Raw genomic sequence first — 22,548 nt, forward strand, 5'->3', positions numbered from 1 at the left:
CTCCGCATGACGTCAGTTGGCCCACGGTGGTGCGATGCGGGTGCCGTCGGCCAGCTCTGCCTCCAGGCCGATGGAGGTGGTGACCCAGGAGTACGCGGTCCGGCCGGTCGGGTTCTCGACGGTCAGGGTGGCGCCGGGGTTGACGATCACCGTGTCGCCCGCGGTGACCCGGTCGGTGCGGCCGTCGAGGGTGATCAGCAGCTCGCCGTCGAGCAGATGGAAGATCTCCTCCCGGCTGACCGTGTGCGCGGGGGCCTTGAGGCCGGGCGGGATCTCACCGCGCCAGGCGCACAACTCCTCGCTCCCGCTCAGGGGTGTGGCGTACGAGACGAAACGGACGCCGTGGATCTCGTGCGTGACGGCTTCCGAGGAGCGGATGACGGGCATGGCTGCCTCCGGTCGACTGGTTGGGTGAGGTGAGATCGTCAAGTAACTTGACTATATGGTCAAGCTGCTTGACTGTCACGTCAAGGGTGTTTCAATGCACGCGTGCAGAACTCCGAGGCCATGGCCCTCTCCGCCGCCCTGCTCGCCGCTGCCGGCGAGCTCACGCACCGCATCCACGAGGGCGTGGTCGCGCGCGGCTTCGAGGGGCTGCGGCCCGCGCACGGCTTCGCCTTCGCCCGGCTCGCTCCGGACGGTGCGACGGCCACCGACCTCGCCGTCCATCTCGGGGTGACCAAGCAGGCCGCCAGCCAGCTCGTCGACGAGATGGTGCGCAAGGGGTACGCCGAGCGGCGGGCGCATCCCGGGGACGCGCGGGCGCGGCTGGTCGTGCTGACCGAGCGCGGGTGGGCCTGTACGCGGGCGGCCGAGGAGGCGGCCGCGGAGGCGGTGCGGGAGTGGGGCGCGGTGCTGGGGGAGGGGGAAGCGCGGGTGCTGCGGGAGCAGTTGCTGCGGATCGCGCCGCAGGGACCCGTGCGGCCCGCCTGGTGAGGGCGATGGCAGGGGTGGGGCGGTCGGTGCCGGTTGCCGCCGGAAGTTTTTACTGACGCGTAACTTCCCAGGTTGGCTACTCGCTCGTAACTTGACGAGTGAACAGCATCCTCGTGATCCGGATCACAGGCGTCGTGCCGTCGCACTTCCCTTGACCCGCAAGGAGATCACTCGATGCTGCCCTGGAAACGAGTGCTCAGACCCCTGGCCGCGCTGCTGCTGACCGCCGCGGCCGTCACCGTCCCCGCCACCACCGCCCAAGCCGCCGCCGCCCCCAGCGCCGGCTGGAACGACTACTCCTGCAAGCCCTCCGCCGCCCATCCCCGTCCCGTCGTCCTGGTCCACGGCACCCTCGGGAACTCCGTCGACAACTGGCTGGGCCTCGCCCCCTATCTGAAGGTCCGCGGCTACTGCGTCTTCTCCCTCGACTACGGCCGGCTCGAGGGCGTCCCCTTCTTCCACGGCCTCGGCCCCGTCGAGAAGTCCGCCGGACAGCTCAAGGAGTTCGTCGACAAGGTGCTCGCCGCGACCGGCGCCGCCGAGACCGACGTCGTCGGACACTCGCAGGGCGGCATGATGCCCCGCTGGTACCTGCGCTTCCTCGGCGGAGCCGCCAAGGTGAACGCCCTGGTCGGCATCGCGCCCTCCAACCACGGCACCACCCTGAACGGTTTCACCAACCTGCTGCCCTACTTCCCGGGCGCGGCGGACCTGTTGGCGAAGAACACCCCCGCCCTCGCCGACCAGGTCGCCGGCTCCGACTTCCTCAAGCGGCTGAACGCCGGCGGCGACACCGTGCCCGGCGTGAGCTACACCGTCATCGCCACCAAGTACGACGAGGTGGTCACGCCGTGGCGCAGCCAGTACCTGAGCGGGCCGGACGTGCGCAACGTCCTGCTCCAGGATCTGTGCCCGCTGGATCTGTCCGAGCATGTGGCCATCGGGCTGTTCGACCGGATCGCCTTCCACGAGGTGGCCAACGCGCTGGATCCGGGGCGGGCTCGGCCCACCACCTGTGCTTCGGCGTTCGAATGACACGTGTAACGCTGACGCGGTTACCGCTGACACGTGTCTGCTGACACGTGTAGGGGAAACGTTTCGGGGCCTGTCCGGCCTGAGCCGCCGGACAGGCCCCGAGTCAGAGGGGCTGACGCTGGTCAGCGACCGTGGCGTCCGCCGCTCGCCGCCCGGCGCCGGGTGGTGAGGAACAGGGCCGACGAGCCGAGCGCCAGCGCGGCGGCGCCGCCGATCGCGAGGTACGTCGTGCTGGTGTCGCCGCCGGTCTCGGCGAGGTTCTCGGAGGCACCGGCCGCCTTCGGGCGGTTCTGAGCCTGGGTCGGGGCCTTGGCCGGGGTCTCGTCCGCGGCGGTGTCCTTGACGTTGTCCGGGGTGTTCTCCGGAGCGGCGGCCGGCTTCGCCGACGTCTTGGCGTCGTGGTCGCCGTGGCCGTGGTTCTCGACGGTCGACTTGTCGCTGCCGTCCTCGATCTGCTTCTTGGTGGGAGCCGAGGCGGTCGGGGCCGGGGCGGTGCCGCCCTTCCCGGTGTCACCGCCGCCGCCGAAGGTGACGTCCGAGCAGGAGTAGAACGCCTCCGGGCTGTCCGAGCGCTGCCAGACCGCGTACAGCAGGTGTCTGCCCGAACGCTGGGGCAGGGTGCCGGAGAAGGTGTAGAAACCGCCCTTGGCGGCCGGGTCGGTGGAGGTCGCCACCGGGTTCTTCAGATCCAGGTCCTTCCAGGCCAGCGGCTTGGCCGGGTTGTAGCCGGACTTGGTGAGGTACACCTTGAAGGTGCCCTTGTGGGGCGCCGTCACGCGGTACTTGAAGGTGTGCGAGCCGCGGCGTACGGAGGTCGCGGGCCAGTCGGCGCGGGGCAGGTCGAGCCCCTTGAACTGCGCGTTGTTCGCGCTGCAGAGCTTGCCGTCCGGGATGAGCTGCTGATGCCGTCCGCCCGCCTCGCCGATGCGGATGCCGTTCCAGTCGTAGAGGGCCTGGGTGCCGCCCGCCGCGACGGCCGCCTTGCACGCGGCCGACTTCGGGCTCTCGGGGCCCTCGGCGTAGCACTGCGAGACTCGGCTGACCGGGTCGCCCATGGAGCCGTGCGCGGCCGCCGGCGTGGCGGTCAGTGCCGTCAGGGCGAGCGGAAGGCCGCCGAGGGCGACGACGGTGGCTGCGGCGCGGCGTGCGGACATGCGGGAACTCCTCGAAACGGTTCATGGGGCAGGGTCGGCCCGAGTGGGGCCGGATCCCGTGGGGTGATCCGAAGCTAGCCCCAGAGAACCGTGAAATCGCCTGCTGGGCACGGGTGGAGGAGATCCTTATGGCCGCGTTAAGGGAGTGCTCAGACTGGCATCAGGTAGGTACCGTCGCGGCATGGCAGACGAGGAGATCCGGCCGGCCGGAGCCGCCGACGTACCGGCCGTCGAGGGCGTGATCGACGCGGCCTTCCGCCCCTACATCGAGCGCATCGGCCGGGTGCCGCAGCCCATGGAGGAGGACCACGCGGCGAACGTGGCCGCGGGGAAGGTGTTCGTGACGGGCGAGCCCGTGACCGGCCTCGTCGTGATCGAGGCCTTCGAGGACCATCTCTTCCTCGACACCATCGCCGTCCACCCCACCGCGCACGGCAGGGGAGTGGGGCGGCGGCTGCTCCGCTTCGTCGACGCACACGCGCGTGCGCTGGGCCTGCCCGAGATCAGGCTCTACACGAACGCGATGATGTGGGAGAACCAGAAGATCTACCCGAGGTACGGCTACGAACTCGTGGAGCGCAGAGTGGACGGGCCCTACGACCGCGTCCACTACCGCAAGCGGCTGCTCTGAACGCGTCTCATGACCGGCACCGGCCGGTCAGCTCTCCGGCCACCACGTGCGTGCGACGTCCTTGCGGACCTCCGGGCGCCCGCCGGGGCACTCGTCGGTCTCCTCGCGGACCTTGCGGACGTCCGACTTCTTCAGGGGCTTCTGCACGGTCACACGGCGCATGGCTGCCTCCTTGGGGGCTACCGGGTTCCGCGTTCTCACGGAGGTAGACCTTTCGGGGGAGAGTTCCTCATCGCTCCCGGTCTGTCTGTGGCGGCTGTCACCATTCGAGTGTCAGTGGCGGGTGTCACTCTTGGGCCCATGACGAACGACAGCGAGGCCATGACCTCGGCGAATACGCCCTGTCCGGACGTGGACTGGGACGCGCGGGCCGCGTCCTTCGACGAGGAGCCGGACCACGGGCTGCGCGACCCCGGGGTGCGCCGCGCCTGGTCCGGGCGGCTGCGCGGCTGGCTGCCCGGGCGCGCGGGCGATGTCCTCGATCTCGGCTGCGGAACCGGCAGTCTGTCGCTCCTCGCGTCCGAGCAGGGACACCGGGTGACGGGCGTGGACCTTTCCCCGGCGATGGTGACGCTCGCCCGGGAGAAACTGGCCGGGCGCGACGCGGTGTTCCTCGTCGGTGACGCCGCCGCCCCGCGGATCGGGGAGCGGCGCTTCGACGTCGTTCTCGTACGGCATGTCCTGTGGGCCCTGCCCGACCCCGGCCGCGCCCTGCGGCACTGGGCCGGGCTGCTGCGGCCGGGAGGGCGGCTCGTGCTGGTCGAGGGCGTGTGGGGGACGGCCGATCCGGTCGGGATACCGGCGGAGCGGCTCACCGCGCTCCTCGACCCGATCGCCGGGCAGGTGCGCGTGGAACGGCTCTCGGACGATCCGCTGCTGTGGGGCGGGGAGGTGGCCGATGAGCGGTACGCGGTGGTCGCGGTGACGGGCTGAAGCGGGGGCGGCGGGGGCTCAGGTCAGGAGTGTGGTGAAGTCGGCGCCGTGGGCCAGGGTCTCCAGTTCGTCGAGTGCGGACAGGGCGGCCGTCGCGGCCTCCGGGTCCGACTCGGTGAGGCCGCTGTCGGCGAACTCGTCCTCGTCCAGGCGGCGTACGTCCGTGCCGTCGGCGGAGCGCCACAGGTCCAGGTCGAGGTCCTCGACCACCAGCTCCGGGCCGGACCGGACGGCGGGGCGGGTGATGTCGCAGTACCAGCCCTTCAGCGTGCCGGCGGCGGAGCGGACCTCCTTCACCGCGTACCAGCGGTCACGCCAGTAGTACTCCGTGAAGACGTCCCCGGGCTCGAAGCGGACGAACCCGAAGTCGCGTACGCCGCTGCCCGCCCACGGGGCGCGGACCGTGACACGCGTGCCGTCGTCCGCCAGCAGCTCGCCCGTGTAACGGATCTTCGTACGGCCCGCCTTGACGAGCACGACGTCCACCTCGCCGGGCCGGTCAGCCGAGTTCACGGACATAGCGCACTTCCTTCGCGCAGATCTCGTAGCCGAACCACTTGTTGATGGCGATCATCGGCTCGTTGCCGGTGTCGTTGCCCGTGAAGGCCTCCGTGCAGCCGGCGGCGCGGGCCCGGTGCAGGGAGTCGTTCTTGGCGAGCTTGGCCAGACCCCGGCCGCGGAACTCCCGGGCCGTCCCGGTCATGGCCGTGCCGTAGCGGGCCCCGCCGTCGGTGTACGCCACGCTGAAGGCGGCGGGCCGGCCGTCGACGACGGCGACCGTGGTCAGGTCGCGGTTCAGCAGGGGGTGCTGCCAGGTCTCCGCCAGCCAGGCGTCGTAGTCCGTGAACTCGGTCTCGATGTCGCTCGGTTCGTCGGAGGACGCCGCCGCGTCCAGTTCGAACACCGGGCGCGGGTCGTCCGCGAAGTCGGCGGCCGTGCGCAGCTCGACGCCCGCCGGCGGGTCCTGGCGGGGCGGCAGCGCGCCGGTCAGGTCCAGGCGCAGGAAGTACGCGGAGCGGCTGGCCCGGAAGCCGTTGCGCTCGGCGAAGGCGCGGTTCTCCGGCTCGTCCAGCACCCAGGCGAACAGCTTGGTGACGCCCAGTGCGGCCAAGCGCTCCTCGGCGGTGCGCAGCAGCAGCGAACCGGCGCCGCGGCGGGTCCGGTCGGGGCGTACGTAGATGTTGGCGGAGCCCTGGCCGGGTTCCGGGCTGTCGTGGGCGACGCTGATCTGGGCCGTGCCGATGATCTCGCCGTCCTCCTCGGCGACGAGCTGGCCGAAGTGGGCGTTCGGGTGGGCGTGCGTCACGGTGTGCACGACCGACTCGGGGGTGGACAGCATGTAGGGAAGGGCGAGGCGACGGGTGTGGGAGAACCCCTCGGCATCGGCTCGGACGTCGGGACGCAGGTCGCGCACGATCACAGTCATGGAGGCGGACGTTACGTGGGGGCGCACCCCGGCTGCCTCTCATTTTCCGCCGGGTACGGGACAATCGGCCTGTGACCTTGAAGATCGACATCGATGACAGTGGTCCGCCGTACGAGCAGGTGCGGGCGCGGATCTCCGAGCAGGCCCGGTCGGGAGCGCTGCCGGTGGGCTATCGGCTGCCGACGGTGCGGGGGCTGGCCGAGTCGCTGGGGCTCGCCGCGAACACGGTCGCCAAGGCGTACCGGGCGCTGGAGGCGGACGGCGTGATCGAGACGCGGGGGCGTAACGGCACGTTTGTGGCTGCCGCCGGCTCGGCGGCGGATCGGGAACTGGCGACCGCGGCGCAGGCCTATGTGGAGCGGGCGAGGAGGCTCGGGCTCACGGAGGCCGACGCACTGGCGGCGGTACGGGATGCCCTGCGGGCGGCTTACGGGGAGTAGGGCGTCGGGGCTGCTGGTCGGGCTGATGGTCGGGTTGGGCTGTCTTCCGGGTGCGGGCCGGTGGGGGTTGTTCGCGCAGTTCCCCGCGCCCCTTGAGGGCGTCGCCCTAGGGGGCGCGGGGAACTGCGCGATTGGCCACAACGGTGCCGCAGCCGACGTACCTGTTCAGCCGGTCCGCGTCAGGCGCCCCGGGGTCCGGGTGGTCTCCAGGGCCGCCGACCTCCCCAGCCGTGCGAACACCCTCGCGTCCTCCACCGCCGCGCCGCCCGGGTCGTTGTTGAAGTACGCGTGGACGTCCTCGCCGTCGGGCCAGGTCGTGGCGACGCGGTCGAGCCAGGTGGCCAGGGAGCGCCGGCCGTAGCGGGGCCAGGGGTGGGCGCGGCCCTGGTGGAAGCGGACGTAGCCCCAGTCGGTGGTGCGCCACAGCGGTGTCGCGGGACGGGCCAGGACGTCGGTCCAGCACAGGGCGGCGCCCCGGGACCGCAGGACCGCGCGGACCTCCGGTGTCCACCAGGAGTCATGGCGGGGCTCCACCGCCACCCGGGTCGAGGCGGGGAAACAGGCCAGGCAGGCGTCCAGGAGGCCCGGGTCGGCGCGCAGGTTGGGCGGCAGCTGGAGGAGGACCGGGCCGAGGCGGCTTCCCAGGCCCGCCGCGTGGCTCATCAGGCGGTGCACCGGCTCCTCGGGGTCCTTGAGCCGCTTGATGTGTGTCAGATAGCGGCTCGCCTTGACCGCCACGACGAAGTCCCCGGGCACTCGCCCCCGCCAGTCCTCGAAGGTCTCCCGCGCCGGCAGCCGGTAGAACGCGTTGTTGATCTCGACGGTCGCGAAGTGCCCCGCGTACTCCTCCAGCCAGAGCCGCATCGGCAGCCCGGACGGGTACAGGACGTCCCGCCAGTCCTTGTACTGCCACCCGGACGTGCCGATGAACAGGGTCATACCCTCATGAAACACCCGCTGCCAGGGGCCTTCTACAGATACAGCCCCGCGTCCGCGTCCCCGCGCGGCTCCGGCAGGGCCGTCGGGGACGTGCCCCGGCGCAGCGCGTACAGCTCGGCCAGGGTCGCGCCCTCGCGGCCGACGCCGTCCTCGTGGCCCAGCCAGCCCACCGCCTCCGAGCGGGTCAGCGGACCCACCTCGATCCGGGCGAGGCAGCGGCCGGGGCGGACGACGGCGGGGTGCAGGCGCTCCAGGTCCTCGTTGGTCGTGACACCGACCAGGACGTTGCGGCCCTGGCCGAGCAGTCCGTCCGTCAGGTTCAGCAGCCGCGACAGCGCCTGGCCCGCCGTGTGCTTGGCCTCGCCGCGGATCAGCTCGTCGCAGTCCTCCAGCAGGAGCAGCCGCCAGCGGCCCTTGCCCGTCCCGTCCTCCTCACCGATCGCGATGTCCATGAGATAGCCGACGTCGGAGAAGAGCCGCTCGGGGTCCAGGACGCAGTCCACCTGGCACCAGTCCCGCCAGGAACGGGCCAGGGTGCGCAGCGCGGACGTCTTGCCGGTGCCCGGCGGGCCGTGCAGCAGGAGCAGCCGGCCCGCGATGTCCTCGGGGGTGGTCTTCATCAGCCGGTCCATGGCGTCCGCCACCGGCGCGGTGTAGTTGGACCGCACCTCGTCCCAGGTGCCCGCCGCGATCTGGCGGGTCGTGCGGTGCGGGCCGCGGCGCGGGGAGACGTACCAGAAGCCCATCGTGACGTTCTCCGGCTGCGGTTCGGGTTCGTCCGCCGCGCCGTCCGTCGCCTGGTCGAGGACCTTCTGCGCCAGCTCGGCGCTGGTCGCCGTGACCGTGACATCGGCGCCCCGGTTCCAGCGGGAGACCAGCAGCGTCCAGCCGTCGCCCTCCGCCAGCGTGGCGCTGCGGTCGTCGTCCCGGGCGACGCGCAGCACCTGGGCGCCGGACGGCATCAGCGTCGCCCCGGACCGGACACGGTCGATGTTCGCCGCGTGGGAGTACGGCTGCTCGCCCGTCGCGAAGCGGCCGAGGAACAGCGCGTCGACGACATCGGACGGGGAGTCGGAGTCGTCGACGTTGAGCCGGATCGGCAGCGCCTCGTGCGGGTTTCCAGACATGCCGCCATGATCCGGCACAGGGGCGCCGCGTGCACCCGGTTTCCCGGGGCGCGCGGCAGTTCCCCGTGCGCGGGCCGTGCCTCGAAGCCCGTGCGGCTCAGGCCCCAAGCCCGCGCAGGTCAGACCCCTGAGCGCGACACCAGCCGGCGTGCCTGCCGGGTCCTGCGGACCAGGGCGTACCCCTTGGTCAGGGCACGGTCCCTGGCGAACGTACGGGCGATCGCGTGGCCCTCGACCACCCGCTCGAACTCCTCGATCCCCGTGCCGCGGCGCACCGTCACGCGCCGCAGGGCGTACGGCCCCTGAGCGCGGCGCGCGAGGCCGTTGCCCACGGCGAGTGCCTGGGCGTACCCCGTCTCGCGCACCGCCCGCCGGACCCGGCGGCTGGAATAGCCGTAGGGGTAGGCGAACGAGGCCGGTACGGTGCCCAGTTGGTCCGCGACGATCTCCTTGCAGTGGATCAGCTCGAACCGCAAGCCGGCGTCGGAGACCTGGTCGAGCTGAGGGTGGCTGTGGCTGTGCCCGCCGATCTCGACGCCCGCCGCGGCGAGCTCGCGGACCTGGTCCCAGTCCAGCATCCTGTCCAGGCCGCCGCCGGTGTCGTACGGCCCCCGCAGCCACCCGGTCGAGACGAACAGCGTGGCCGGGAAGCCGTGCTTGGCGAGCACGGGCAGCGCGTGCCGGTGCACGCCCTCGTAGCCGTCGTCGAACGTGATGAGGACCGGCCGCGCGGGCAGCGGGCGGCCGGAGCGCCAGCACGCGGCGAGTCCGGCCGTGGTGAGCGGCGTCAGACCCCGGTCCGCGAGCACCGCCATCTGCTCGGCGAACGCCTCAGGGGTCACCGACAGGGCGCGGGTCGCCTCGTTCGGATCGGTCGCGACCGCGTGGTACATGAGGATCGGTACGGCTGTGTCACTCACGGACGGCCTCCTCCACCGAGGGCACCGAGAACGTCGCCCCGCCCCGGCGGGCCCGCACGCTCCCCACCACGTATCCGCCCGCCGCCGTGAGCACCCCGGCGACGATCGCGCCCGCCCGCCCCACACCGCCCGGCCGGGCCAGCAGGGCGTCCCGCAGACCCCGGGCCACCCCGGCCGGCAGCACCCGGGTCGTGTACCGGCGCTCCGACTCGAGTCCCTTCCCGGCGCCGACGCTCCGGGCCACCAGGGCCTTGGACAGGCCCTCGGCGTAGGTGCGCGTACGGAAGTAGCGGAAGTGCTCGCGGACCTTTGGCACCCGGTGATGGATCACCGCCCGGTCGTCGATCAGCAGCACCGCGTCGGGCCGGGCGCGGCTGAGGCGGATGCACAGTTCCGTCTCCTCGCAGCCCAGCGGGCGTTTGTCGCCGTCCCTGCCGATGCCGGTGGCGAAGCCGCCCGCCGCGTCGAAGGCGCTGCGGCGGAACGAGGCGTTGCCGCCGAGGACGTTGCGCACCCGGACCCGGCCGCGCGGCAGACCCCGGTAGGTGCAGCCCACCACCCAGTCGAACTCCTCCGGGAACCAGTCAGGCCGCCGCCCCGACGCCCAGACCGGCACCGTGCGCCCGCCGACCGCCATCACCCGCGGGTCGGTGTACGCCTCGGCGAAGTGCCGCAGCCAGTCGCGCTCGGCCACGGCGTCGTCGTCGAGGAAGGCGACGATCTCACCGTGCGCCGCCGCGATCCCGGTGTTGCGGCCCGCGGACAGGCCGCGGGGGCCCGCGTTGGCGAGCACCCGCACCACAGCGCCCTCGGAGGGCTCCTGGTACTCCTTGTACTCCTTGGCCAGCCGCTCCCGCAGCGTGTCGTTGTGGTCGACGACCAGCAGCGTCTCCAGGGCCGGCCGTGACTGCGCCCGCACCGAGGAGACCGCCGCGAGGATGTCCTCCCAGCGGTCCTCGGTGTACGCGCAGATCACGACGGAGATGCCGGGACCGCTCAAGACACCTCTCCCCGCAGGGCGTCCACCATCGGCGACCGGGGCGAACGGCGGCGCAGCGCCCGGCGGTTGGAGCGCTCCTGGAGGATCACCCGCAGCACGCGCAGCCCGTCCCGCACGGCCCGCAGATTGCTGGTGCCGTGGATGCGGAGATATTCGTGGCTCGGGATCTCCTGCACCTTGAGCCCGGCCTTGACGACCCGGATGTTCATCAGGGTCTCGACCTCGAAGCCGGTGCAGTCGAGGTCGATCTTGTCGAGGCAGTGCCGCCAGAACGCGTTGTAGCCGTAGCACAGATCGGTGTAGCGGGCGCCGAACTTGCGGTTGACGACCGAGCACAGCGCCCAGTTGCCGAGCTTGCGGATGAAGGTCATGTCGTCGGTGCCGCCGCCGTTGGCGAAGCGGGAGCCCTTGGCGAAGTCCGCGCCGGAGACCAGGGCGGAGACGTACGACAGGATCTCGCCCCCGTCGGCCGAGCCGTCCGCGTCGACCATCACGATGATGTCGCCGGTGCAGGCCTGGAAGCCGGTGATCAGGGCGTCGCCCTTGCCCTTGCCGCGCTGCTCGACGACCTTGACCTCGGGCCACAGCTCGCGGGCCACCCGGACCGTGTCGTCGGTGGAGTTCCCGTCGACCAGGACCACTTCGTGTATCCAGTCGGGCAGGGTCTTGAAGACGTACGGAAGGTTCTCCGCCTCGTTCATGGCCGGGATGACCACGCTCACCGGCGGCGCGATGGCCAGGTGAGAGGAGACGGGTCGGTACTTGGAGACGACCGGCGGATGCTGCTCCGCGGCGGCCGGCTGCAGAACTGAGCTCATGAGTCTGGGGCCCTCTCGTCCGGTGGACCGCCCCCCCAGGGCAGTCCGGATCCAGTCCGGTTCGAAAGGGGGGTTCTCACCCGTGGCACGCCGAGATGGAGCTTCGGGCACGCCGGGTGAGCTGGCAAAGCTGGCCGACCGCGAAAACGGCAGCCGACCGCGCGGCACGGCCCGGCCACCAAAAGCGGTCACCGAGCACGGCACCCCCCTACCGCGCCCCGCGCCGGTACGTCGCGGTCCTTGAGCCCTCCCCTAGAGCCGCGTACTGACGGACCGATGCGGGTGAGATGTATGACGGTATTGACGATTGAACCCGTATGGCAAGACCTGGAACGGCCCCTCACGTTTTTGTTGGTTTGGCCGTTACTGGATGTCTTTTGTGGGTCGTAAGTTGAAAGGTTCCGGTCACAGAAACAGCCGTTCCCCGGAGGCGCGACCCGCCTCCGGGGAACGTTTGTTCAGGTGCTGGTTACTGCACGAGCTTCAGCAGCCGGTTCGGCGAACCCGTACCCGCGCTGGTGACCTTGCCGGTGGTGGCGCCGGCGACCAGGGCCGAGGCGACCTGGGCCGGGGTGGAGGAGGTGTGGCCCGCCAGATAGACCGCCGCCGCGCCCGCGACGTGCGGGGTCGCCATCGAGGTGCCGGAGATGGTGTTGGTCGCGGTGTCGCTGGTGTGCCAGCCGGCCGTGATGGACGAGCCGGGCGCGAAGATGTCCAGGACCGAGCCGTAGTTGGAGTAGCTCGCCTTGGCGTCGGTGTTGGCCGTGGCGCCGACCGTGATGGCCTCGGTGACCCGGGCCGGGGAGGACGAGGAGGCGGTGGTGCTGCTGTTGCCCGCGGCGACGGCGTAGGTGACGCCGCTGGCTATGGAGTTGCGGACGGCCGTGTCCAGCGAGGCCGAGGCGCCGCCGCCGAGCGACATGTTGGCGACCGAGGGGCCGGAGTGGTTCTGCGTCACCCAGTCGATGCCCGCGATCACACCGGCCGTGGTGCCGGAGCCGCTGTTGTTCAGCACCCGCACGCCGACGATCTTCGCCTTCTTGGCGACACCGTAGGTCGTGCCCGCGATCGTGGTGGCCACATGGGTGCCGTGGCCGTTGCCGTCGGAGGCGTCGTTGTCGCCGTCGACGGCGTCGTAGCCGTGCGCGGCACGGCCGCTGATCTGCTGGTGGGTGACGCGCACACCGGTGTCGATCACATAGACCGTCACGCCGCTGCCCGCGCTGTCCGGGTAGGTGTAGGTGCCGGAGAGCGGGAGCGAGGTCTGGTCGATGCGGTCCAGACCCCAGGGAGCGCTGGTCTGGGTGGCGTCGGCCTGGACGCGCTGGTTCTGCTCGACCGCGGCCACGGCCGGGTCGGCGGCGAGCCGCTTGGCCTCGGTGGCGGAGAGAGCGGCGGAGTAGCCGTTCAGCGCCTTGCCGAAGGTCCGCTGGACCGTGCCGCCGTACTCCTTCACCAGGCCCTTGCCCGCGGCCGAGGATGCCTTCAGCCCCGCGCTCTTCTTGAGCGTGACGATGTAGCTGTCCTTGATCGCGGTCGGGGAGTTCGCCGCGAGCACCCGGCCCTCGGCGGGAGCGGCCTGGGCGGGCAGGGCGGTGAACCCGCCCACGAGGGCGGCGGTCGCCACCGAGGTGATCGCGGCGAGTCCGAGTCTCTTGCTGCGCAGTTGTGCCATTACGAGGGAGTCCTCCTCTAGGCGGCGCGCGCCTGGGTGGGGCGCGCGTCATGTGGGGGTGGTGCGCGTGCTCGCGCACTACGGCCGGGGAGCGTCGCGTTCCGCTCTCGGCCGGAGTAAAGCGTCGACCATCTACCGGCGTAGAACAAGAGAGTTGAGCACTAGTCAACAAATCTGTCATGAGCACGAAATAAATCAACAGAGTTGGCATGGACACTTCCTGTCAACACGCGTAGCTGCTACGACGGTTAAGGCAGAGATCCTGCTAAAGGGAGGTTCCATGAGACGTTCCCGACTTGTCGTCCTCGTGAGCTCGCTCCTCCTCGCCGTCGGCACCGCCCTCACCGGGGCCGCGACGGCGCAGGCGTCCTCACTCGCAGCAACTGGCGGCTATGTGGCGCTCGGTGACTCCTACTCCTCCGGAGTGGGCGCCGGCAGCTACATCGGCTCCAGCGGCGACTGCAAGCGCAGCACCAAGGCATTCCCCTACCTCTGGGCAGCCGCCCACTCCCCCTCGACCTTCGACTTCACGGCCTGCTCGGGCGCCCGAACGGGTGATGTTCTGTCCGGTCAGCTCGGCCCGCTCAGCAGCGCCACCGCCCTCGTCTCGCTCAGCGTCGGCGGCAACGACGCCGGATTCGCCGACGTCATGACGACCTGTGTGACCCAGTCCGACAGCTCCTGCGTCTCCCGCATCAACACCGCCCGCGCGTACGTCGACTCCACGCTGCCCGGCAAGCTCGACGGCGTGTACTCGGCGATCCGCTCCAAGGCACCCAACGCACGCGTCGTCGTCCTCGGATACCCCCGCTTCTACAAGCTCGGCACGACCTGTCTCGGCCTCTCCGAAACCAAGCGGAAGGCCATCAACGACGCCGCCGACCACCTCGACACCGCCATCGCCAAGCGCGCCGCCGACCACGGCTTCGTCTTCGGCGACGTACGCACCACCTTCACCGGCCACGAGATCTGCTCCGGCGACTCCTGGCTGCACAGCGTCAGCTGGCTCAACATCGGCGAGTCCTACCACCCGAAGGCCCCCGGCCAGTCGGGTGGCTATCTGCCGGTGCTCAACGCCAACGACTGACCGGTCACCCGGAGTCGGAGTCGGAGTCCGAACCTGAACCCGAGTCCGAACCCGTGTCCGTGTCCGTGCCCGAAGGAGAAGGGGAGGCCCCGTCCGTCGGGGTCTCCGTCTCGCAGGTCACCGAGAACGGCACCCCCTCGGACGTCGTCCGCACCGGCTCCCGCACCTCGACGCTGATCTCGTTCTCGAACGCCCCGCTCTCCGCGTCCGTCGTCACGGTCACCGCGTCCTGCTTCGTACGCCCGCCGCCCTCCGGGAACGACAGCGTCTTCCAGCCCCCGTCGAGCTCGGAGCCGTCCTGCGTCAGCCAGCGGTAGCTCACCTCGGCCGGCAGCCGGCCCACCGTGAACGACGCCGTGAACTGCGGCGCCTGGGCGTTCGGCGGCGGGCACGGGCCCGAGTAGTCCGTGCGCTTGCCCTCCAGGGCCACCCGCACCGACTGCGGCGGCGGACTGCTCTTCTCGGTCTCGCTCTCGCTCGGCGTCGGGGAGGGGCTCGACTTCCCGGTCCCGGTGTTCTCCTTCGGTCCGGTCTCGGCCGGTGTACTCGCCCCGGCCCCCTGGTCGTTGTCCCCGGAGCCGTCACCGCCCCCGCGGTTCAGCAGCGCGTACGTCAGCCCGCCCACCGCGAGGGCCAGGGCGACGACGCCCGCGACCAGCACCCGGCCGGTCCGACGGTCGCGACCATGACCGGTGGCCGTCGTCGTCGAGCCCGAGCCCGACCCCGAGGACATCGACTGCCCGGGGAACGGCATCGGGGGCGTGGCGGCCGGCTCGGGCCGGGCCGCGGCCGGCGGCGGGAACGGGACCGCCCGGGTGGTGTCCGCGCCCGGCGCGCCGCCCGCCGCGATGACCCGCAGGTCCTGCTCGGCCCGCTCGGGCGGCAGCCGCTGCTCGGGATCCTTGCGCAGCAGTCCCTCGATGACGGGGGCGAGCGGACCGGCCCGGTACGGCGGCGGCAGCTCCTCGTCGACGATCGCGCGCAGGGTGCTCAGCGGCGTGTCGTGACGGAAGGGGGAGTGGCCCTCGACCGCCGCGTACAGCAGCACCCCGAGCGACCACAGGTCGGACTCCGGACCCGGCGTGCGGCCGAGCGCCCGCTCCGGGGCGAGGAACTCGGGCGAGCCGATGACCTCCCCGGTCATGGTCAGCGCGGAGCTGCCCTCGACCATGGCGATCCCGAAGTCGGTGAGCACGATCCGGCCGTCGTTCGAGATCAGCACGTTGGCCGGCTTCACGTCCCGGTGCAGCACCCCGGCCTCGTGCGCGACCCGCAGCGCGGCCAGCACCTCGGCGCCGATGTGCGCGGCCCGCTGCGGCGGCATCGGGCCCTCGGCGTCCAGCACCTCCGCCAGCGAGAGCCCGCGGACCAGCTCCATGACGATCCACGGCCGGCCGCCGTCCGTCGCCACGTCGTATACGGTCACCACGTTCCCGCTGGCGACCCGGGCGGCCGCCCACGCCTCCCGCTCCAGCCGGGCGTACATCCGCTGTACGTCGTCGGCCGCGATGCCGGCCGGGGCGCGCACCTCCTTGACGGCGACCTCGCGGTGCAGCACTTCGTCGCGGGCGCGCCACACCGTCCCCATGCCGCCCTCGCCCAGCGGCGCCAGGAGCCGGTAGCGGCCCGCGATCACACGCTCATGGCCCGGTTCTTCGGACACGGAGCCCCCATTCGCAGCCGGGCGAAATCTCCATGAGGTCTGTTTTCCCCACGAGGTCGGTTTTCCTCACGACGTCCGCTTTCCCTTTGACGCCTGTTTTCTCACGAACGTAGCTCAGCCGAGTGCGGATGCCGCCCCCTTGAACACGAGTCCGGCGCCGAGCACCACCACGGCGAAGGCCGAACCGAGGGGGGCGGTGCGGCGCACCAGGGCCGCCATCGGGCCCGCCGTCCAGCGGGGGCGCCGGTCCAGGAGCCGGGTCATCCCGCTGCCCGCCTTGACGACGGCGTATCCGCAGGCCGTCAGGGTGAGCGCCAGCCCGAGGCCGTACGCGACGACCAGCAGCAGACCGAACCAGGCCTGCCCGAGGGCCGCGGCCCCGACCAGCACCACCACGGCGGACGGGCTGGGCACGAGCCCGCCCGCGAAGCCCATGAGGATCGTGCCGCGCAGGGTGGGGGCGACGGGGTGCGAGTGGGTGAAGCCGCCGTGGGTGTGCACGACCGTGTGCGGGTGGGAGTGGGAGTGGGGGTGGTCGTGCTTGTGGTCATGGTCATGGTCATGGCCGTGCGAGTGGCTGTGGTCGTGGTCGTCGTCGTGCTTGTGGGCGTGATCGTGCTTGTGGTCGTGATGGTGGTGGTCGTCGTGCGCGTGGCTGTGGGTGTGGCCCTTGTCGTCGTGGGAGTGGGTGTGCGTGTGGCCGCCATGGGTGTGTCCGTGGGCGTGCGCGCGGCTGCGCAGCGCGCGGCGGACCAGGCTCGCGCCCGCCAGGGTCACCAGCAGGCCGCTGGCGACGCCGAGCCAGGCGATGACCGAGGGGGCCGCCGCCGAACCGGCCGTGACCAGCAGGCCCAGGGCGACCACGCCCAGGGTGTGGGTGACCGTCACCGAGGCGGCCATGGGCAGGACGTCCTTCATCCGGGCCTGACCACCCCGGGCCGCCGCCGTCGCGGCCATGATGGTCTTGCCGTGGCCCGGGGCGATCGCGTGCATCGCGCCGAGGACGACGGCGATGCCGAGAGCCAGCGCGGCGAACCCCGCGGTGAGGTCGTGCCGGGCGACCAGCTCGTCCAGGGCACGCGTCCAGCGGTCGGCGCCGCGCGGCAGCACGGAGGCGGCGGGGGCGTCCGACTCCTCCTCGGCCAGAGCCGCCCCGCCGGGACGCACCCGCAGCGCGGCGGACGCGGTGTCGGCCGGAGAGGAGAGCAACTCCTCGGGGTACTTGGTCAGTTCCGCCGATATCGACTTCTCGGGCACGTCCGACGCGGCGAGGGTCATACGGTCGCCCCGGGCCGTGACCTCCCGCCAGCCCGGGCCGGAGGAGGCGCCCGCGCCGCGGAAGCCGAGCGACACGCTCTCCTTGTCCGAGGGGAGGGGAGCGGTCAGCTCGCACTCCACGCGGAGGGTGTCGAGCCCCGCCTGCCCGGGCCGCACACGCGCCCGGCTGCGCTCGGCGGTGAGGGCGGCGCCGCGGCCGTCGACGGTCACCTTGCTGTCCGCGGCGGCGGTGGCGCACCGCTCGCGGGCCCACAGTGCGATGCCCAGCCGCTCGATGTCCGGCTTCGCCTGGGTGGCCGGGATCTCGGCGAGGTCCTCGACGTGCTGGACCCGGAGTTCGCCGGGGGCGGCGACGAGACCGTCGTAGCGGTTGACGGTGAAGTTGCCCAGCGGGTGGGCGCTCGCCGTGGCGGCGGGCAGCAGAGTGAGCGCGCAGGCGGCCGTGAGGACGGCGGCGCCGGACGCGAACAGTCGGCGCAGGGTCACCGGTTCTTCTCCAGGTCCTTGAGCGCGGTACGGGCCTCGCGGGCACCGAGGGGCGAGAAGCCGGGGTTCAGGTCGAGCGCGGCCTTCAGATGGTCGCGGGCCGCGCGCTCGTCACCGGTGGCGCGTTCGATGATCCCGCGGTGGAAGAGGAACGTGGCGTTGCGGTAGCCGGTGGCGGTTGCCCGGCGGGCGTACGGCAGGGCCTCCTCGTCGCGGCCGTTGACGTGCAGGGCCCAGGCGAGGGCGTCGGCGGTGTGCACGCTGTGGCGGCGCTCCCACTCGGCGCGGGCGGCGCGCAGGGCCTCCTTCTTGTCGCCGTGGTCGGCGGCGGCCATGGCCGAGTCGAGGTCGGCGTTGACACCGCCGGCACGGGCCAGCGCCGTCCAGGCGTCGACCAGGGCGTACTGGTCGCCGGCCTTCGCCCGGTCGCCGTCGGCGCCGCGGTCCTCGTACAGCTCGCCGAGGGCGACGAGCGGGCCGGGCAGCGGGAAGCGGCCGACGACCTGCTCCAGGTTCTTCACGGCGGCCCCGCGGTCACCGTCCGCCGCCTCGGCGCGGGCACGGCCCTCCAGGGCGGGCAGGTAGGAGTCGTCGGCGGCGAGCGCGCGGGCGTAGCCGTCGAGGGCAGCCTTGTAATCGCCCTGGTTCCAGGCGAGTTGCCCGAGGGCGGTGGCCACGTAGGCGATGTCGGCGGGCGAGTCGGCGGAGTCCAGGGCGCGTTCCAGCACCTCTCGTGCCGTGCGGACGTCGCCGCGCAGCTCCCGCACATAGGCGTACCGCGTGAAGACGGGCACGCCGGGGCGCCGGTCGTCGGCGGTGTCGGCGGCCTTCTCGGCGTCGCCGTACCGGCCCAGTTCGACGAGGGCGTCGATACGGGTGCACAGCGCGCGTTCGTTGTAGGGGTTCTGCTTCAGGGCCCGGTCGGCGTACTTCAGGGCGCCGGGGAAGTCGTGGCGGGCCGCGGCGAGGGCGGCTCGGCCGGCCAGGGCCGGGTCGTTGCCGGGCTCCAGGGCGAGGGACCGCTTCAGCGCGCGCTCGGCCTGCGGATAGCGCGAGGGGTCGCCCTTCGTCCGGGCCTGTTCGACGTAGGCGACGCCGAGGGTGGCCCAGCTGCCGAAGTCCTTCGGCTGGGCACGGAGATGCTTCTGCAGGGAGGCGATCCCGGCGTCGAGATCACCCCGGGCCAGCGCGCCCGGCGACAGTGCCCCGGCCGCGGACACGGCGGCCGCGTCGGCGCCCGCCGGGCCGTTTCCCGCACCCCCGAAGGCGATGGCCCCACCGGTGAGCGCGACGGCCAGCAGCGCGGCGCACCCGGCCAGGTGGGCCGCCCGCCAGCGCCGGGCGCCGTCAGCGGTCCGCCGCAGCGCGGCCACGCGCTGGTCGACGTCCTTGTCGGCGGAAGGCGCGCCGGCGCTGTCCGACGGGGCGTCCTCCGCACCGGCCTGGTCCGTAGCGGTCTGTTCCGCACCGGCCTCCGCGTCACGCCCCGCCGCCGCGTCGGCCTCCGGCGCTTCGGCCTCCGGCTCGACGGCCGGTTCGGCGGTGTGTTCGGCCCCTGCCTCCGAGGCCTCCGCGGCCCGCTCGTGGTCCGGGCGGGGGCGGTCGTCGTCGCGCCTCTCCGGTGCGCTGTCCGTCGTACGCGGAGGCATGTTTCTCCTCAGTCGGCTGTGCGGGTGCAGGTGTGGGGAGGGGGAAGGCGCGGCCCGTGCCGTGGGGGATGGGTGGGAACGGGCCGCGCCAGCAGGGGGAGCGGAACGGGTCAGTACGCCCGGTTCCGCATACGGCGCCACCACATCAGGGCCGCGCCGATCAGGACGATGCCGCCCGCGCCGGCCCCGGCGGACGCGGCGATCAGCCGCATGTCGTCCGAGCCCTGCGCGTTCGTCGGCTGGAGCGCGTCGCCGAGCTGGCTGCGGACGTCGTTGCCGCCGTCCACGCCCTTGGCGAGCGGGCCGCGCGAACCCTCGGTCGGGTTGGCCAGGTACGGGAAGGACTTGCCGAACTTCTTGTCGTTCTTGTTCACGGCGTCGCCGAGGTCGTTCTTGGCGCCGAGCAGCTCGCCCTCGACCACCTGGAGCGAGGCGTCGATCACGTCGTCGGTGAGCCGGCGCCCGTTCGGGAAGCCCGCGGTGTCACCGTCCAGGACACCGAGCCGCTTGGGCTTGGCGGCCGGCTTGATGGAGGTGTTGAGCCGGAGCTGCTCCGACGGCGTCACATGCGGCGGCTGGTTGAGGTCCTTGACGCCCTTGAGGAACACGTCGACCAGGTCGTTGCGCGGCTCGTCGGGCGCCGGGATCTTGTAGATCGCCTCGATGAGCTTGGGCAGCTCCGGGTTGGTGACGTTCTCCAGGAACTGGGCGTCGTCCCGCGGCGCGGACGCGTTGAACTTGTCCTTGTCCTTCAGCGGGTTGACGACCTCGTTCACCAGCGGCATGCCGAGGCGGGAGACCTGCGAGAAGTAGCCCTTGGCGTTCTTGCGCTGGGTCGTCGACCAGATGCCGACGATCGGCTGCTCGTGCGACTCGGCGAGGAAGCTGTTGGGGACCTGCAGGGCGATCGAGTTGACGTTGTAGCCCTTGAGCGTGTCGTTGCCGACCTCGGAGAGGTTCCCGCCGTACAGCAGGTCGAAGACCCTCAGGTCCAGGAAGAACGGGTCGTCGGCCTGCCCGGCGAAGGTCTGGGCGCCGCCGGCGAGCTTGTGGATCGCCTGCTTGCGCAGGGTGTTGTAGTCCGGCATCGACGCCTTGCCGACGTTCGACGGCGCCACCGGCACGTCGTCGGCGACCTTGGTCTTCGACACCGCCTTCAGATCGCGCAGCTTGATCAGCTCGAGGTCGTACGTCTGCGTGATGTTGAGGTCGGGGTCGTCGAGGCTCTCGACCGGACCCGTGTTGTAGAGGAACGTCTTGTCGTTCTTCGTGTGCGTCTTGAACGTGTAGCGGAACAGCAGGTCTTCCTGCGCGTCACCGTCGCTGTCGATGCGCAGGTCGTACTGGGCGTCCTCGGCGAACGTGAAGAAGTTGGGCCCGCCGGCCGGTTCCTCGAAGGGGATCCAGTTCGCGATGATGGTCGTCGTGTCCGGCTTGTCCGGGCTGACGAAGGCGTACACGTCGGTGTTGTCGAACTGCGGGGTCCCCGAGATCAGCGGGGCCTCGCGGTGACTGGAGGCGGAGGCCTCCTCAGGTGCCAGCGCGGTCACACCGGCGGCGGCGAGGCCGCCGGATGCCAGCGCACCACAGATCACGGTCGCTATGCTCCGGCGCCCCGCGCCGGTCCTGAAGGTAGGTGTCATGCCGTCCGTCCTCGGTGCCAACTTGCCTGACACACGCCATTCGGAGTGGTCGGCAGAGCGGATTGGTCGAATCTCAAACGTTCTTACGGCGCGACTCAAAAGTTGTTTCATCGCCAGGCGACCCGCGTTTTCGGCGAGTTGATCCGTAACCCCATCCGGAGGTGTGTGCGTTGCGAATACCTCGTGTGAGGGGACAGGCCCGATGCGGCCTCGGAGAGGGGGAACGAGTGGAGGCGGACGAGCTGCTGCTGCTCGTGGCGGGCGGGAACCACCAGGCTTTCGAGGAGCTGTACGGACTGGTGTCCGGCCCGGTGTTCGGCCTGGTACGGCGTGTGGTGCGCGATCCGGCGCAGTCGGAGGAGGTGGCTCAGGAGGTGCTGCTCGAACTGTGGCGGTCCGCCGCGAAGTTCGACCCGGACCGGGGAAGCGCGCTGTCCTGGATCCTCACCCTCGCCCACCGCCGTGCCGTCGACCGGGTGCGCAGCGCCCGCGCGGCGGGGGAGCGCGAGCAGCGCGAGGCCTGGCGCGCCCACTTCCCGGCCTTCGACCAGGTCACCGAGGAGGTGGAGGCGGGACTCGAACGCGAGTGGGTCCGCCGCTGCCTGGACCGTCTCACCGACCTCCAGCGGCAGTCCGTCACCCTCGCCTACTACGAGGGCTACACCTACCGTGAAGTGGCCGAGCGGCTCTCCCTGCCGCTGGGCACCGTCAAGACGCGGATGCGCGACGGGCTGACCCGGATGCGCGAGTGCCTGGGAGGCGTGGCATGAGCCTCTTCCGCCGCGAGGACCCGCACTCGCTCGCCGCGCCCTACGCGCTCGACGCCCTGGAACCCCCGGAGCGGGTCCGCTTCGAGAGGCATATGAAGGACTGCGACCGCTGCGCCGCCGAGGTGCGTGACCTGTCCGAGGACGCCGTCCGGCTCGCCTGGTCCACGGCCGCCCCGGCCCCGGCCGCGATGCGCGACCGCGTCATGGCCGCCGTACGGACGACTCCGCAGGACCCGGTGCCCCAGGAGGCGGTGCGCGAGCCCGCACGCGCGCGTGCGACACAGTTGCCGCCGCACGTGTGGGGCACCCAGCCGCCGCCGCGGCAGCGGACGCGGCGCCGGATCCCGCTGTTCGTGCCCTTCGCCACGGCCACCGCCGCCGCGGCCCTCGTGGTCGCCTCGCTGTTCGCCGTCCAGGCGAACCGGACCCAGGACGAACTGACCGCCGAGCGGGACCGGTCACGTGAGATCGCCCACGTTCTGGCCGCTCCGGACGCACGTGCGAGCAGCGGCCGGGACGCGCGGGGCCGAACCATCGGAGTGATCGCTTCCGCGACGGAGGGGAGTGCGGTGATCACCCTCGGCGGATACAGCACCCCGCCGGGCGGCCGAGTGCACCAGTTGTGGCTCATGCGCCCGGGCGCGCAACCACGCTCCCTGGGGCTCCTGAAAGGCGACACGCCCCTGGTCGCGACACGTCTCGGCTCCTCCGCGACGTCACTGGCCGTAACCGTCGAGCCCGCCGGCGGCTCGCCGCAGCCCACCACGCAGCCCATCGTCCAACTCGCCCTGAAATCTGTCGGATTCGGAGAGTAATCGCAGATACATCGTCAACCCCCTTATGGGGAAGGTGAATCCTGTGACCGCGATACACGAGTGCCCGGGCGGGGCGATAGGGTTAACCTGCCCGGGCCGGGTGGACTCGTACGGGTGGGGAGT

At 71.8% G+C, this 22,548-nt stretch carries 23 protein-coding genes; 8 read left to right on the top strand and 15 right to left on the bottom strand.

Annotation, left to right across the window (positions count from 1 at the left end; translation table 11 throughout):
- Positions 1–12: 12 nt before the first annotated feature.
- Complete coding sequence (locus tag KJK29_RS30565) at positions 13–387, bottom strand: cupin domain-containing protein (protein ID WP_215122402.1); 375 nt, start codon at positions 385–387, stop codon at positions 13–15.
- A 102-nt stretch (positions 388–489) separates the two neighbouring features.
- On the opposite strand from KJK29_RS30565, the gene KJK29_RS30570 reads away from it, so the two are divergent.
- On the top strand, positions 490–936 hold the full coding sequence (locus KJK29_RS30570) for a MarR family winged helix-turn-helix transcriptional regulator (protein WP_215122403.1): 447 nt from the start codon (positions 490–492) through the stop codon (positions 934–936).
- 174 nt (positions 937–1,110) lie between these two features.
- A complete protein-coding gene (locus tag KJK29_RS30575; protein WP_215122404.1) occupies positions 1,111–1,971 on the top strand; it encodes an esterase/lipase family protein in 861 nt (286 codons plus the stop codon).
- A gap of 122 nt (positions 1,972–2,093) precedes the next feature.
- Here KJK29_RS30575 and KJK29_RS30580 read toward each other — a convergent pair whose 3' ends face one another.
- Positions 2,094–3,125: a lytic polysaccharide monooxygenase auxiliary activity family 9 protein gene (locus KJK29_RS30580; RefSeq protein WP_215122405.1), complete on the bottom strand. Its 1,032-nt coding sequence runs from the start codon at positions 3,123–3,125 to the stop codon at positions 2,094–2,096.
- Positions 3,126–3,306: 181 nt separating this feature from the next.
- On the opposite strand from KJK29_RS30580, the gene KJK29_RS30585 reads away from it, so the two are divergent.
- The gene (locus KJK29_RS30585; protein WP_215122406.1) at positions 3,307–3,756 is read left to right on the top strand and encodes a GNAT family N-acetyltransferase; all 450 of its coding nucleotides are present in this window, start codon (positions 3,307–3,309) and stop codon (positions 3,754–3,756) included.
- Positions 3,757–3,783: 27 nt separating this feature from the next.
- Here the strand turns inward: KJK29_RS30585 and KJK29_RS39220 are convergent, their stop codons facing one another.
- Entirely contained in the window at positions 3,784–3,918 is a 135-nt protein-coding gene (locus KJK29_RS39220; protein WP_255961308.1) for a hypothetical protein, read from the bottom strand.
- Positions 3,919–4,056: 138 nt separating this feature from the next.
- Here KJK29_RS39220 and KJK29_RS30590 point away from each other — a divergent pair, with 138 nt between their 5' ends.
- Positions 4,057–4,689, top strand: coding sequence for a class I SAM-dependent methyltransferase (locus KJK29_RS30590; protein ID WP_215122407.1), 633 nt, complete (start codon positions 4,057–4,059; stop codon positions 4,687–4,689).
- An 18-nt stretch (positions 4,690–4,707) separates the two neighbouring features.
- Here the strand turns inward: KJK29_RS30590 and KJK29_RS30595 are convergent, their stop codons facing one another.
- Together KJK29_RS30595 and KJK29_RS30600 are read right to left on the bottom strand one after the other, a co-directional pair.
- Positions 4,708–5,208 carry a DUF402 domain-containing protein gene (locus KJK29_RS30595; protein ID WP_215122408.1) on the bottom strand — a complete coding sequence of 167 codons (501 nt, stop codon included), beginning with the start codon at positions 5,206–5,208 and terminating at the stop codon, positions 4,708–4,710.
- Positions 5,189–6,115: a GNAT family N-acetyltransferase gene (locus KJK29_RS30600; RefSeq protein WP_215122409.1), complete on the bottom strand. Its 927-nt coding sequence runs from the start codon at positions 6,113–6,115 to the stop codon at positions 5,189–5,191. The genes KJK29_RS30595 and KJK29_RS30600 overlap by 20 nt, the downstream gene beginning before the upstream one ends.
- A 71-nt stretch (positions 6,116–6,186) precedes the next feature.
- Between KJK29_RS30600 and KJK29_RS30605 the strand changes: the two genes are divergently transcribed.
- On the top strand, positions 6,187–6,555 hold the full coding sequence (locus KJK29_RS30605) for a GntR family transcriptional regulator (protein ID WP_215122410.1): 369 nt from the start codon (positions 6,187–6,189) through the stop codon (positions 6,553–6,555).
- 165 nt (positions 6,556–6,720) lie between these two features.
- Here the strand turns inward: KJK29_RS30605 and KJK29_RS30610 are convergent, their stop codons facing one another.
- The 6 genes from KJK29_RS30610 to KJK29_RS30635 all read right to left on the bottom strand — a co-directional run bounded on the left by KJK29_RS30610 (position 6,721) and on the right by KJK29_RS30635 (position 13,034).
- Positions 6,721–7,494, bottom strand: a complete 774-nt coding sequence (locus KJK29_RS30610) for a DUF72 domain-containing protein (protein WP_215122411.1) — start codon at positions 7,492–7,494, stop codon at positions 6,721–6,723.
- A 32-nt stretch (positions 7,495–7,526) separates the two neighbouring features.
- Positions 7,527–8,621: a DUF5925 domain-containing protein gene (locus KJK29_RS30615; protein WP_215122412.1), complete on the bottom strand. Its 1,095-nt coding sequence runs from the start codon at positions 8,619–8,621 to the stop codon at positions 7,527–7,529.
- Between the two features lie 119 nt (positions 8,622–8,740).
- Positions 8,741–9,541: a polysaccharide deacetylase family protein gene (locus KJK29_RS30620; protein ID WP_215122413.1), complete on the bottom strand. Its 801-nt coding sequence runs from the start codon at positions 9,539–9,541 to the stop codon at positions 8,741–8,743.
- Positions 9,534–10,541 carry a glycosyltransferase family 2 protein gene (locus KJK29_RS30625; protein WP_215122414.1) on the bottom strand — a complete coding sequence of 336 codons (1,008 nt, stop codon included), beginning with the start codon at positions 10,539–10,541 and terminating at the stop codon, positions 9,534–9,536. Before KJK29_RS30625 ends, KJK29_RS30620 begins: the two co-directional genes overlap by 8 nt.
- Positions 10,538–11,359: a glycosyltransferase family 2 protein gene (locus KJK29_RS30630; RefSeq protein ID WP_215122415.1), complete on the bottom strand. Its 822-nt coding sequence runs from the start codon at positions 11,357–11,359 to the stop codon at positions 10,538–10,540. The genes KJK29_RS30625 and KJK29_RS30630 overlap by 4 nt, the downstream gene beginning before the upstream one ends.
- Before the next feature lie 469 nt (positions 11,360–11,828).
- A complete protein-coding gene (locus KJK29_RS30635; RefSeq protein WP_215122416.1) occupies positions 11,829–13,034 on the bottom strand; it encodes a S8 family peptidase in 1,206 nt (401 codons plus the stop codon).
- Positions 13,035–13,314: 280 nt separating this feature from the next.
- Here KJK29_RS30635 and KJK29_RS30640 point away from each other — a divergent pair, with 280 nt between their 5' ends.
- The gene (locus KJK29_RS30640; protein ID WP_215122417.1) at positions 13,315–14,121 is read left to right on the top strand and encodes an SGNH/GDSL hydrolase family protein; all 807 of its coding nucleotides are present in this window, start codon (positions 13,315–13,317) and stop codon (positions 14,119–14,121) included.
- Positions 14,122–14,125: 4 nt separating this feature from the next.
- Here KJK29_RS30640 and KJK29_RS30645 read toward each other — a convergent pair whose 3' ends face one another.
- The 4 genes from KJK29_RS30645 to KJK29_RS30660 all read right to left on the bottom strand — a co-directional run bounded on the left by KJK29_RS30645 (position 14,126) and on the right by KJK29_RS30660 (position 20,840).
- On the bottom strand, positions 14,126–15,784 hold the full coding sequence (locus tag KJK29_RS30645; protein WP_251057980.1) for a serine/threonine-protein kinase: 1,659 nt from the start codon (positions 15,782–15,784) through the stop codon (positions 14,126–14,128).
- 114 nt (positions 15,785–15,898) lie between these two features.
- Complete coding sequence (locus KJK29_RS30650; RefSeq protein ID WP_215122418.1) at positions 15,899–17,548, bottom strand: nickel transporter; 1,650 nt, start codon at positions 17,546–17,548, stop codon at positions 15,899–15,901.
- A complete protein-coding gene (locus tag KJK29_RS30655) occupies positions 17,545–19,197 on the bottom strand; it encodes a tetratricopeptide repeat protein (RefSeq protein WP_215122419.1) in 1,653 nt (550 codons plus the stop codon). Before KJK29_RS30655 ends, KJK29_RS30650 begins: the two co-directional genes overlap by 4 nt.
- A 110-nt stretch (positions 19,198–19,307) precedes the next feature.
- Positions 19,308–20,840 carry a DUF4331 domain-containing protein gene (locus tag KJK29_RS30660; protein WP_215122420.1) on the bottom strand — a complete coding sequence of 511 codons (1,533 nt, stop codon included), beginning with the start codon at positions 20,838–20,840 and terminating at the stop codon, positions 19,308–19,310.
- Between the two features lie 227 nt (positions 20,841–21,067).
- Between KJK29_RS30660 and KJK29_RS30665 the strand changes: the two genes are divergently transcribed.
- Positions 21,068–21,610, top strand: coding sequence for a sigma-70 family RNA polymerase sigma factor (locus KJK29_RS30665; RefSeq protein WP_215122421.1), 543 nt, complete (start codon positions 21,068–21,070; stop codon positions 21,608–21,610).
- Positions 21,607–22,425: an anti-sigma factor gene (locus tag KJK29_RS30670; protein ID WP_215122422.1), complete on the top strand. Its 819-nt coding sequence runs from the start codon at positions 21,607–21,609 to the stop codon at positions 22,423–22,425. Before KJK29_RS30665 ends, KJK29_RS30670 begins: the two co-directional genes overlap by 4 nt.
- The last annotated feature ends 123 nt before the right edge of the window (positions 22,426–22,548 follow it).

It is taken from the genome of Streptomyces koelreuteriae (assembly GCF_018604545.1).
GTDB classification, from domain to species: domain Bacteria; phylum Actinomycetota; class Actinomycetes; order Streptomycetales; family Streptomycetaceae; genus Streptomyces; species Streptomyces koelreuteriae.

What these genes read in the sequence shown, in the direction of transcription:
- KJK29_RS30670 (WP_215122422.1), top strand. Translation starts at nt 21,607, where the DNA reads ATGAGCCTCTTCCGCCGCGAGGACCCGCACTCGCTCGCCGCGCCCTAC.
- KJK29_RS30590 (WP_215122407.1), top strand. Translation starts at nt 4,057, where the DNA reads ATGACGAACGACAGCGAGGCCATGACCTCGGCGAATACGCCCTGTCCG.
- KJK29_RS30655 (WP_215122419.1), bottom strand. Translation starts at nt 19,197, where the DNA reads ATGCCTCCGCGTACGACGGACAGCGCACCGGAGAGGCGCGACGACGAC.
- KJK29_RS30615 (WP_215122412.1), bottom strand. Translation starts at nt 8,621, where the DNA reads ATGTCTGGAAACCCGCACGAGGCGCTGCCGATCCGGCTCAACGTCGAC.
- KJK29_RS30595 (WP_215122408.1), bottom strand. Translation starts at nt 5,208, where the DNA reads ATGTCCGTGAACTCGGCTGACCGGCCCGGCGAGGTGGACGTCGTGCTC.
- KJK29_RS30635 (WP_215122416.1), bottom strand. Translation starts at nt 13,034, where the DNA reads ATGGCACAACTGCGCAGCAAGAGACTCGGACTCGCCGCGATCACCTCG.
- KJK29_RS39220 (WP_255961308.1), bottom strand. Translation starts at nt 3,918, where the DNA reads ATGCGCCGTGTGACCGTGCAGAAGCCCCTGAAGAAGTCGGACGTCCGC.
- KJK29_RS30640 (WP_215122417.1), top strand. Translation starts at nt 13,315, where the DNA reads ATGAGACGTTCCCGACTTGTCGTCCTCGTGAGCTCGCTCCTCCTCGCC.
- KJK29_RS30585 (WP_215122406.1), top strand. Translation starts at nt 3,307, where the DNA reads ATGGCAGACGAGGAGATCCGGCCGGCCGGAGCCGCCGACGTACCGGCC.
- KJK29_RS30660 (WP_215122420.1), bottom strand. Translation starts at nt 20,840, where the DNA reads ATGACACCTACCTTCAGGACCGGCGCGGGGCGCCGGAGCATAGCGACC.
- KJK29_RS30580 (WP_215122405.1), bottom strand. Translation starts at nt 3,125, where the DNA reads ATGTCCGCACGCCGCGCCGCAGCCACCGTCGTCGCCCTCGGCGGCCTT.
- KJK29_RS30630 (WP_215122415.1), bottom strand. Translation starts at nt 11,359, where the DNA reads ATGAGCTCAGTTCTGCAGCCGGCCGCCGCGGAGCAGCATCCGCCGGTC.
- KJK29_RS30600 (WP_215122409.1), bottom strand. Translation starts at nt 6,115, where the DNA reads ATGACTGTGATCGTGCGCGACCTGCGTCCCGACGTCCGAGCCGATGCC.
- KJK29_RS30610 (WP_215122411.1), bottom strand. Translation starts at nt 7,494, where the DNA reads ATGACCCTGTTCATCGGCACGTCCGGGTGGCAGTACAAGGACTGGCGG.
- KJK29_RS30575 (WP_215122404.1), top strand. Translation starts at nt 1,111, where the DNA reads ATGCTGCCCTGGAAACGAGTGCTCAGACCCCTGGCCGCGCTGCTGCTG.
- KJK29_RS30565 (WP_215122402.1), bottom strand. Translation starts at nt 387, where the DNA reads ATGCCCGTCATCCGCTCCTCGGAAGCCGTCACGCACGAGATCCACGGC.